This window comes from Clostridium sp. AM42-4 (assembly GCF_003480105.1).
Taxonomy (GTDB): domain Bacteria; phylum Bacillota; class Clostridia; order Lachnospirales; family Lachnospiraceae; genus Brotaphodocola.
The window spans coordinates 1-4,557 of the sequence record NZ_QUIK01000039.1 but is presented as its reverse complement, the minus strand read 5'-3'; the positions used below and the strand labels follow the sequence as shown (position 1 = coordinate 4,557).

Here is a 4,557-nt window from a genome sequence, read left to right as displayed (position 1 = left end):
TATTACTTTCATTAAATCTTCTTTTGTTGTTATTTCTTTTCTACCCATACAAAGTCTCCTTTACAACTTCTATATAATTGTTTAGTTAAGTCAATATCAATATCTAATTGCCAAGGCTCAAAATCAAAAATCATGGTCATCACACTCCTTTTTAAAATTCCGATTTGTCGTTTTCTTTTTACTTACCAATCATACCATACAACAGCATAAGAAACACTAAGATATTGCAGACCATACCGCCCCAAAACAGGTACAGCTTCAAACCCTCATACCTAAAAAAGCTGTTTTTGCTTTCCTCCAGTTCCCGGACTTTCTGCTTCATTACGCTTGTAAGTGTATCAGACTGCTTCTCAAGGGCTTTTGTTGCCCTTTGTACAGCCTCTATATTCGCCTGTAATGCCTTTCTAACCTCTTGGACGGTACTTTCTCTAACCTCATCTCTCAGGCTCCCAATTTCGGCTGATATGGCGTTCTGAAGCAGTTCGTTGCCGTTCTCTAACTGCTCTACGTTCTTCTTCAGCTCGCTGATGAGCTGCCTGCTCAGTTCGGCGTCTCTCTGCCTGTTCTGCTCTGCCCTTGCTTGTCCTTGATTTGACTGCTTCATCAATTCCTCGCAGCTCTCGCTCGACAAAGCTAAGGCTTCCTTCAGCAGGCTGTTCTCCAGCTCTGTCCGGCTCTGTCGGTTCAGTTCTTGGAGCTGTTCTCTCGGACTTGCCTGCTCTGACTTCTGCTGTTCGTGCATTTCTCTCAAACTCATGCTCCAGTTCCTCCTTTCCAAAACCCATGTTATAGTATTTTTCCAGCTTATTATTACGAATTTTGCAAGCCTTTTCTCCTGCCTGTTCCCTGGCTAAGTCAGTATATGTGATGTACTTGTGGCTGTCCTGCCAGTCCACTCCGTACCCTCTTTCATTCATCAGCCGGATAAAGGTTTCCCGGCTGGTCGCTATTTCCTTACAGTCCAGGACTGCCAGGGCAATGTCCTGCACATAGCTTTTGACCTTTCCCTGCTCTGCCTGTTTCAAAAGCTGGTAGGTGTCTTTACTCCATGCCACTGTTTCCTCTCGTTCCGCTCCTTCAAAGGTCTTTCCCTTTTCCGGGACGTGCAGCCCCTGCTCTTGGCTCTGTGCGTTGCACCGCTCCTTCAGCTCCCGAAGGTCGGCACTGCTCCACTGGAGCTTGTGCCCGTCCTCAAAATTGACGGAATTGACGATAAAGTGCGTATGGATATGGTCTTTGTCCTTATGGGTAGCCACAAGCACCTCAAACCCTTTCCATGCCGACGTATTCTCTGCAAGCTGTAAGGCGTTCCTGTGTGCCTGCTCCGGCGTGATTTTCTCGTCCTTATGGTAGCTCTGGACAAAATGCTTGTATGTCCTTCCCCCGGTTTTCTCCCATAGTTCCTTGGTAGCCTGCATTTCCTCCTTTGCTGTCTCTGCTTCACAATGCAAACCGCTGACAAGCTTCTCCTCTGTCTTTTCTTCTTTCGTCACATAATCAATCGCCTGTCCTATGCCTGCCTTTGAAGATACCGCCTTAATAACTGCCATACTTGCTTCAGCTCCTCCCCTTGTTCCCGCACCTCGGCTTCACTTGGCAGCACTCCGCCCTCATTACACCTCTTTGCTATCTGGTTGAGGTTGTTCCCGATCCGCTTCAGCTCCGGGATAAGTTCTTTGATACCGTCCGTATTCACGATCTGCTTCTCCAGCACACAGGAAAGGATATACTCCTGCTGGTTCTTCCCGCTCTGGAAAACCTTCTCCTGCAACTGCTGGTATTCTTCCTCGTTTACCCGGAAAGATAGCTGTTTCGGTCTTGTCTTGTTCATGGCTGCTTTCCCTCCAGTTCCCGGACAATGTTCTCTTTTCCCCGGATAACCTGCACATCGGCAAGGACTTTCGGGGTGTCCGTTGCAAGTCCTACCATTTTCCCGACACATAACTTAATACAGTACACGCTTTCCATGAGGTCTGCTTCGTCTGAAAAAGACGTTTCATAGTCGGCACTTCCGTCGGCATAGCTCTTTTTGATAATGGCGTGGTATCTGCCAATCTGAAACGCTCCTACTTTCATACCCTTTTCCCCCCTAATTCTCTTTCGTGCAAATCATCTGCGTATTCAAAACCATATTCCTGTGCGGCTATCTGCTCCAGCCTTGCCATGGTCTTTCTTGCCTCCCACTGTGCTTCTTCACTACGGGCTGTCTGAAAATCCAGCACTGCCAGATGATACTGATTTTCGATATACTTCTTGTCCATGATGACCTCACTTTCCCGATGGTAACACCACCGCATGACGAGCCTTCCGGCTCTGATTTAAGGGGGATTGAAGGGGGGCTTGCCACCCTCACAAGTTCTAAAGTGGTAACACTTTAGGGAACTTGCAATATATACGCTACACATATTATAGTATGGTGGTAGCACTTTTGTCAAGCGGATATATTCGTGCGTATATTCTGCCAAGAATATAGTGGAGCTTACTTCCTCTTGGGCGACTTTGGGAGTGTAGGAGGGAGACAGTCAAGGGCTTGTTTTTTATCTGCAGTATGAGCTTCGGCTTGCCGATCAGCGAGTACAGCAGATAAAAAATGGTCGCAGACTACCCTTTACTTTCTTCCGCCGGAACGGACAATGAAGCACAGGGGGAAGTAACGGAACGGACGGACAGCCGTTTTCCCCTCCGGCATGATAGCCAACAAAAAAGAGCGTCAAGGGTAAACTCTGCGGTCTTTCGACCGCCCTTGACACTCTTTTCCTTATGGCTCTGATGATAAACAAGGGAAAATGGCTTATTGTGGCATTTCTGCCTCTGTGGTATAATATCCAGCGTTGTCGCACCCAATCTGGCAACAGAAAGGGGGTGTACTCGTGGAAATTATTATATCCTTTTTGGTTTCCGTTATGGCAGGCGTAGCCAGCTACTACATCTGCAAATGGTTAGACGGAGACGACAGTGACAACTAACCTAAATGAAAGCCCCAGAGCTGCAACTCTGGGGCTTTCGCTTTGTGTACTCGTGGTACTATATCCTTTTTAGCTATCGCCATTATAGCATATTCAGATAGCCATTTCAAGTATGCCCTACTTCCACCACTTGTAAACGGTGGGCTTGCTCAATCCTGTCTCCCGTATGCAGTCTGCTTTCTTTCCTGCCGGGTGGCTCTCCTGCCATTCTCTGACTGTCTGCTCCGCTGTTCCACTCCCTTTTGGTCTACCCTCTTTTACTTCTTCTCCTAACTGCTTTTTTAAAGCTTTCATAGTATTCATAACCTTTACATGGTCTTTTTGCTTTCTGTAATTCCGCTTATTGGCTGGTATCGTAACCTTTGTGTTATCCTCTATCCATTCCCGGCTTGCTATCGTTGACAGCCTTTTTCTGTCCCCTTTCAATGCCCGGAGAGCGTCTTTCACATCTGCCCGGCTGAAATGGTTGTCCTCGTCCTCGGTAAGACTCTCTAAATGGTCCAGGAACGCATAGGCGTCTCTCCGTATCTTCTGCTCGGATATGCCACACTTCAAGCCATAAGAGCATAACGCCATAATGGAAAAGTAACGCCCTCCAGCTTTCACTTCCTCGGTTATTTTCCGTTTCCACCATTCATATAAAGCTTCATTACATACCCACGTACCGCCCTGCTTCTTACTTTTCTGCTTCGGCTCTCCCTGCACGATCCGCTTCTCATACCATTCCGGGTACAGCTCCTTTGCTTCTTCCAGCGTAACGGTACTTTTTCTTCTCGGCTTCTCATACAACGGAGCAAGGTCTACCTTACAGCTCGGTATGCTGGCTTTTATATCCTCCAGTGTGTAACGGTTCTCTGACAGCTTATAGGCTTTTACTGGGAAATCTGCACCCAGCTTCGACTGACTCCCCACACACCGGAAACCTTGATAAATACCGGTTATATCCGGGCTGTCCGGACGGATAGAGCTAGTATCATTCCATAGCCGCCGGATAAGAGCTTCTTTTAGCTCCGCAAGCACTTCTTCCCTGTTTCGATACAACTGAACCTGCTCCTGCAAGAAATAGTAAAGATGTACCCCCTTGCCGGAGCTGACAAGATAAGTCGGACGAAGCTGCACACCATTCCCAAACTGCTTTAACAGGTTCTTTAACTGCTGTTTGCCTACATAGTCCACATCCACCACCACCGCAAACAGCTCATGAGCGTTCTCTTTCGTGTGTGACTTTCCGTAAAAACTAATAGGCGGTATCAGCCCAAACCTATCCCCTATGACCTTATCCAGCATTTTCAGACTATCATCAATTACCCACTGCCGGGTTCTTCCCCTACCGGACGGTCTAATCTGTGTCGCTATAATATTGCCTTTTCCGTCCTCCGGCTCTTGCTGGAGACTGCCAGCCGGAAACAACTCCCGATAGAAATCATGAGGACTTACTTCCAGGTATCCCCTCTCCAGCATAAGGGCTTCTTTCTCCCGATAAGCAGACTTCCACTCATACCCTCTTTTATCTCTCCTTTTGGTGTATTTTGCCATAGTCTTTTTACACCTCACTCCCTCTCGCCTTGACCGCTAATCTTATCAATGAGTT

The 4,557-nt window shown here is 47.4% G+C and carries 5 protein-coding genes; all 5 read right to left on the bottom strand.

Translation table 11 applies throughout. The features are described from left to right. Positions 1-434: 434 nt before the first annotated feature. Complete coding sequence (locus tag DW922_RS17025; RefSeq protein ID WP_118727151.1) at positions 435-1,550, bottom strand: relaxase/mobilization nuclease domain-containing protein; 1,116 nt, start codon at positions 1,548-1,550, stop codon at positions 435-437. After that, positions 1,511-1,831 (bottom strand): MobC family plasmid mobilization relaxosome protein, encoded by a 321-nt coding sequence (locus DW922_RS17020; protein ID WP_117511031.1) that lies wholly within the window; start codon positions 1,829-1,831, stop codon positions 1,511-1,513. The genes DW922_RS17025 and DW922_RS17020 overlap by 40 nt, the downstream gene beginning before the upstream one ends. Next, on the bottom strand, positions 1,828-2,076 hold the full coding sequence (locus DW922_RS17015; protein WP_117511033.1) for a hypothetical protein: 249 nt from the start codon (positions 2,074-2,076) through the stop codon (positions 1,828-1,830). The genes DW922_RS17020 and DW922_RS17015 overlap by 4 nt, the downstream gene beginning before the upstream one ends. Further along, positions 2,073-2,297 (bottom strand): hypothetical protein, encoded by a 225-nt coding sequence (locus DW922_RS17010; protein WP_117511035.1) that lies wholly within the window; start codon positions 2,295-2,297, stop codon positions 2,073-2,075. The genes DW922_RS17015 and DW922_RS17010 overlap by 4 nt, the downstream gene beginning before the upstream one ends. A gap of 786 nt (positions 2,298-3,083) precedes the next feature. Beyond that, complete coding sequence (locus DW922_RS17000; protein ID WP_117699306.1) at positions 3,084-4,502, bottom strand: repa; 1,419 nt, start codon at positions 4,500-4,502, stop codon at positions 3,084-3,086. Positions 4,503-4,557 lie beyond the last annotated feature (55 nt).